Annotated in this window: 4 protein-coding genes and 1 tRNA gene; 4 read left to right on the forward strand and 1 reads right to left on the reverse strand. The window is 37.9% G+C overall.

What is annotated here, in order from left to right; all coding sequences use genetic code 11:
- The first annotated feature begins 1071 nt into the window (after nt 1-1071).
- On the forward strand, nt 1072-2331 hold the full coding sequence (locus F6K13_RS18085) for an MFS transporter (protein WP_240038986.1): 1260 nt from the start codon (nt 1072-1074) through the stop codon (nt 2329-2331).
- A gap of 2 nt (nt 2332-2333) precedes the next feature.
- Here the strand turns inward: F6K13_RS18085 and F6K13_RS18090 are convergent.
- A tRNA-Arg gene (locus F6K13_RS18090) sits at nt 2334-2406 on the reverse strand.
- 223 nt (nt 2407-2629) lie between these two features.
- Here F6K13_RS18090 and moaC point away from each other — a divergent pair.
- The 3 genes from moaC to F6K13_RS18105 all read left to right on the forward strand — a co-directional run bounded on the left by moaC (nt 2630) and on the right by F6K13_RS18105 (nt 4632).
- Nucleotides 2630-3124 (forward strand): cyclic pyranopterin monophosphate synthase MoaC, encoded by a 495-nt coding sequence (gene moaC / locus F6K13_RS18095; RefSeq protein WP_275670389.1) that lies wholly within the window; start codon nt 2630-2632, stop codon nt 3122-3124.
- An 892-nt stretch (nt 3125-4016) separates the two neighbouring features.
- Complete coding sequence (locus F6K13_RS18100; protein WP_124145454.1) at nt 4017-4274, forward strand: 2TM domain-containing protein; 258 nt, start codon at nt 4017-4019, stop codon at nt 4272-4274.
- Nucleotides 4275-4323: 49 nt separating this feature from the next.
- A complete protein-coding gene (locus F6K13_RS18105; protein ID WP_124145455.1) occupies nt 4324-4632 on the forward strand; it encodes a DUF3181 family protein in 309 nt (102 codons plus the stop codon).
- Nucleotides 4633-4926: the final 294 nt, after the last annotated feature.

Raw genomic sequence — 4926 nt, forward strand, 5'->3', positions numbered from 1 at the left:
AAATCACTTTTTTTTAGTGGTCACTTTTTGGGGCTGGCCTCTCCGATGCGATCGCACCTCTGAGTATTCTATCTCAGGAAGAGGGCATTGCTCCTACTGGTCACTTATTTCTGCCATCCTGCACTAGCTTTGAAGGCATTTTCACTGTGAAAAATATCAAAGTACCGATATCCAATCAACCAAGAGAGGGAATACGCACTCCTGTGAGAGAATAAAGAATGAATAAAAATTATAGATTAGTCTTGAATTGCACCTCACGCTTCCTGAAATTTGCTGTAAGTCTACCGACTTATCTTCAAAAACTTTCTATAGGTATTTACATACATAACAAAGAAAAAGAATGGGTTGGTTATACCATTTCTCCATCAAGTTGCACTTAATATAAAGATGAGAATAGTCAGTGTAATAAAGTCTGAGCAACAATTATTAAGCGCATTGTTACAAAGAAATGGTATTACGACTTATGCTGATAATAAACCTTAGACAGGGAAATATTTTTCCTACTGTTGCCTGTTCCCTGTTCCCTCCTATAGATATCTGAACAGTTTTAATTATATATTTCAACTTTTAATTTAAAAAATCAAAATTTTGTCATCAATCCCTGATAAAAAAAATAAAAAAATTCCTGAATAAACCCACCAAGTTTCAATACTTTCAGAGCTTATTCTCAATTTTGTGATATTATCAAAAATAGTATAATTTGACGTAAGCTATGACTTAATAACAAAATAAAGCTCCAAATGCCCATGATTTCGTTGTTTTTGTAGCGATCGCCCTAAATTTTTACTAGCACAGCAAACTAATTTTATCCACCTTCCTTAACCAATAATTGACAAATATATAACAATAGTGTAAAGCAGAAATATTCAAGGAGGGTTGCTCAAAATCCCCTTGACAAAAATAACTTCTGACTTCTGAGTTATGAGTTCTGACTTCGTTAACCACCCTCCTTAACCAGTAATTGACAAAAATATAACCACAGTGGTATTTAAGAAAGTTTAGACAGGCAAATCTTAACAATGTGTTACAAAATATAGGAATACAAGTTATTTAGGTCAGGGTCAATTAACTGTGAAAGTATTCCGAACACTTGAGCCTCAAAACCAGCGCAGCCTAATGATGTTGTTCATTGCAGGCTTATTATTTTGGTCAAGTATAGCCACCTTACTACCCACCTTACCTCTTTACATAAATTTTATTGGAGGAACAAAACAACAAATTGGCCTGGTAATGGGTTGCTTCGCTGTGGGACTATTACTATCACGATTTTTTCTAGGACCATTAGCTGATACAAGAAGTAGGAAGTTAGTCCTAATAGTTGGCACAAGTGTAGCGGCGATCGCCCCACTCGGTTACTTACTACTAAAGTCTTTTCCTTTATTAATGGGAGTTCGTGCTTTTCACGGTATTAGTATTGCTGGAGTTACTATTGGTTATAGTGCTTTGGTCGCTGACTTGTCTCCTCCCGGTCGTAGGGGAGAATTAATTGGTTATATGAGTTTAGCAGCTCCTATAGGTATGGGAATTGGCCCAGCGATAGGAGGTTTTTTAGCAGAGGCGAGTGGTTATGTGGCTTTATTTATCCTTTGTTCTACTCTGGGAGTTATGAGTTTATTATGTGGTTCTTTTGTCAGGGAACAAAACACTACAGTAGGAAAAAATCAAACCGATCTAAATCCTGTTTTAAATGAGTTACAGCAACAAAAATTCTGGCAAATATTAGGGAGTCGTAGAGTTTTAGTCCCTAGTTTTGTGATGTTGATGGTGGGTTTAGTATTTGGTACAACAGTTACCTTTCTACCACTTTTTATTCAAGAAAGTGGAATTTCTCTGAATGCAGGACTTTTTTATACAGTTAGAGCGATCGCTAGTTTTATCATCCGCTGTTTTACTGGACGAGCTTCAGATAGATTTGGTCGCGGCATTTTTATCAGTGGAGGTCTCGCCTGTAGTTTGTTGAGTATGTTAACGTTATGGACAGCAAATAGCAGCAACACCATTTTACTCGCAGCTATTCTCGGAGGGACTTCTAGTGGCTTGGTTCTTCCTATGATGATTACTTTAATCACAGACCGATGTCTTCCTAGTCAAAGAGGTAAATTTTTCTCTCTTTGTATTGGTGGATTTGATTTAGGTTTGGCTTTAGCTGGTCCTTGTTTTGGTCTGGTGGCAGAGCAATTTAGTTTTAGTTATAGAAGTATGTTTGCTCTAGATGCTTGTCTTGTTTGTTTAGCACTAGCTACATTTATCACCATGTCAAACAAAGATTTGCCCCATTCCATCAGATTTGCTTCTGGTCAGGGACAAGATACTTATGCTATTAATTCTTAATACGGGCCTGGAGGGATTCGAACCCCCGACCTCATGGTCCGTAGCCACGCACTCTATCCACTAAGCTACAGGCCCCCGTCATCTTTAGTTTTGGATCAAGCTTAATTAAAAAGCTTTTCTTCCGCACTAATAATAAATAATAGCACACTTGAATAAAATGACAAGAGATTTTTTTAAATTCGAGCAAAGTTTAACTCATTTGGACGAAAAGGGGGAAGCTCAAATGGTTGATGTATCTGCTAAAGTGCCTACTGTGCGTCAGGCTGAAGCTGGTGGACAAGTACGGATATCAAGAACTATTCAAGCTGGTAATGCGCCAAAAAATTTAACTCATTTGGATGAAAAGGGGGAAGCTCAAATGGTTGATGTATCTGCTAAAGTGCCTACTGTGCGTCAGGCTGAAGCTGGTGGACAAGTACGGATGTCAAGAGAAACATTTGAAACTATTCAAGCTGGTAATGCGCCAAAAGGTGATGTTTTGGGAACTGCTAAGTTGGCTGGAATTATGGCGGCCAAGCAAACGGCTCAACTGATTCCTTTGTGTCATCCTTTGCCATTACAAAAAATAAATGTTCAGTTAATTGCCGATCCACAACTACCTGGATATCAGGTTCGGGCCATGGTGAAAACTAAGGCGGAAACTGGGGTGGAGATGGAAGCTTTGACGGCAGTTTCTGTGGCTGCTTTGACTTTGTACGATATGGCTAAGGCTTTGGAAAAGTCTATTTCTATTGAGTTGATTCGTCTGTTGAGTAAGAGTGGGGGTAAGTCTGGGGATTATCAATTGAGTTAGAAGTCATGCATCGAGTGCGTAATTATCAGATATCCGTTTTCTCCGGAAAGGCTACGCCAATAGTTGGGTCAATTCAGTTAGCCTCATAAGGTCGGAACTGCGGACTTCAGTTATCGGTACCTCCTGCAATCAGGAGGCAAAAAAATTCTGCATTTTCTTTTCTCTTGGTCAATTGGGTATGGCTAGGAAACCCGGAGAAGGTAGAGTCACTCCGTTTTTTCCTATGGGAATGTTAGGCTTTCCATGTCCCGCAGCGGTTAAATGTTAATTAGGGTTTGCTGATTAAATCTAAAAGCATTGACATATAAAGGTTTTAGCATTTTTTTTGTTGAAAAAAGTCCCAGCTTTTAGGTCGCTTAGGTTCAAAAAATTAGCATTTTAGGCGCATAGTTGCGCAGAAAAATCGGCGTTGCTTAAATGTAATGATAATTAGACATCTACTCCACCCATAGGGAGTAGGGGTAAAGAATTGATAATTTCTTTGGGATATAGATATTGATTTTTGATTCTTGGAGATGTCTATTAGCTGAAGGTAAAATTGAAAAACTGATGTTTTGCGTTGATACTTAATCTAAAAATCATTACCACAACGCTGAAAAATCAAGGGACTATTCTTCCTCCTACCTCCTCTATAATTCCCATTTCTCCTGACTCAGTCCTCCTAAGCCGACTGTGTAGGGGCACCGCGGAAATTGTCCCCAGAGAGTGTATTTCAGCTAAGAACAGACGGAGCAACACGGATTTATCCTGTTGCGTAGTATCTGCTTAGAATCCCCTCGGCAAGAGCCAGGGGAGTAGTCAATATTCTTTAGCAAATAATCTCCAAATTGCTAGCTTACCTTTAGAATAATTAAAGAAACTGAACTGTAATTAAATAAATTTATAAAGTATTATGCCTCCTCGTTGGCCTCGTAAACCTGACCGTAATGACCCAGAATTCCGAAAGTTAGACGACCGAATGAATTTTGCTATTCATGTGGCTATTTTTGCTGCTAGTAATTCTGGTATGTGGTTTTTCCGTAATCTCACAGCAGCGACTTGGCCTTGGGCTATCTGGGTAACAGGTGTTTGGGTATCATTATTGTTAGTTCACGGGATTTATATTTTCGCACTGGCAGATTATTCATCTACTACTGAGGATTCTGTATAAAAGAATTTTAGTGATTCTGTAGGTAAAAAAATTAGGTTTTATTGTTGTTATGAGTAATGGTAGTACAACACAAATAATTGAAAGTTTAGCAGCAGAAATAGGGGATAAAGTTTATATTGATATTGCTGGTTGGCATCTCTATTTATCTGATGCAAAACTACATTTAACTTTGGCAGAAAAGTTTTATCCTATTCTGATTGAGGAAGTACCTTCTGAAGGTAAAGTTGTGGAAATACTGCAAAATATTCCTGTTAAGTTAGGTGCGGGTAGACAAGAAGTTTCTCTGATTAACTTGTTGCCAATGCCCTGTCAAAGTGAGCTGATAGAAGTTTTGGCAGAGTTTAGAGCTGATTTATAAATTCAATCAGGACTTACCAAATAATTAATTATTAATTAAATACCTTGGTTAAAAACCTCCCCTTTCCAGAGGAAAAAAGAAATTTTTTTCCTTTTAGTCAATCCTCTCCCTAAAAGGGAGTAGTAATATCAAATCCAGTTATACAGTAATCGCAAAATTACTTCTTCTGATAGAATTGTTAGACACGAAAATAAAGAAATAGGTTTTGGTAAATATCTCAAGGGTGGTAATGGAAAAGTCAACTTTGAAGGACATGATATTGGAGGATGGTCTTGGATTGTTATACATGGTTCT

This window comes from Okeania sp. SIO2B9, from assembly GCF_010672505.1.
Taxonomy (GTDB): Bacteria; Cyanobacteriota; Cyanobacteriia; order Cyanobacteriales; family Microcoleaceae; genus Okeania; species Okeania hirsuta.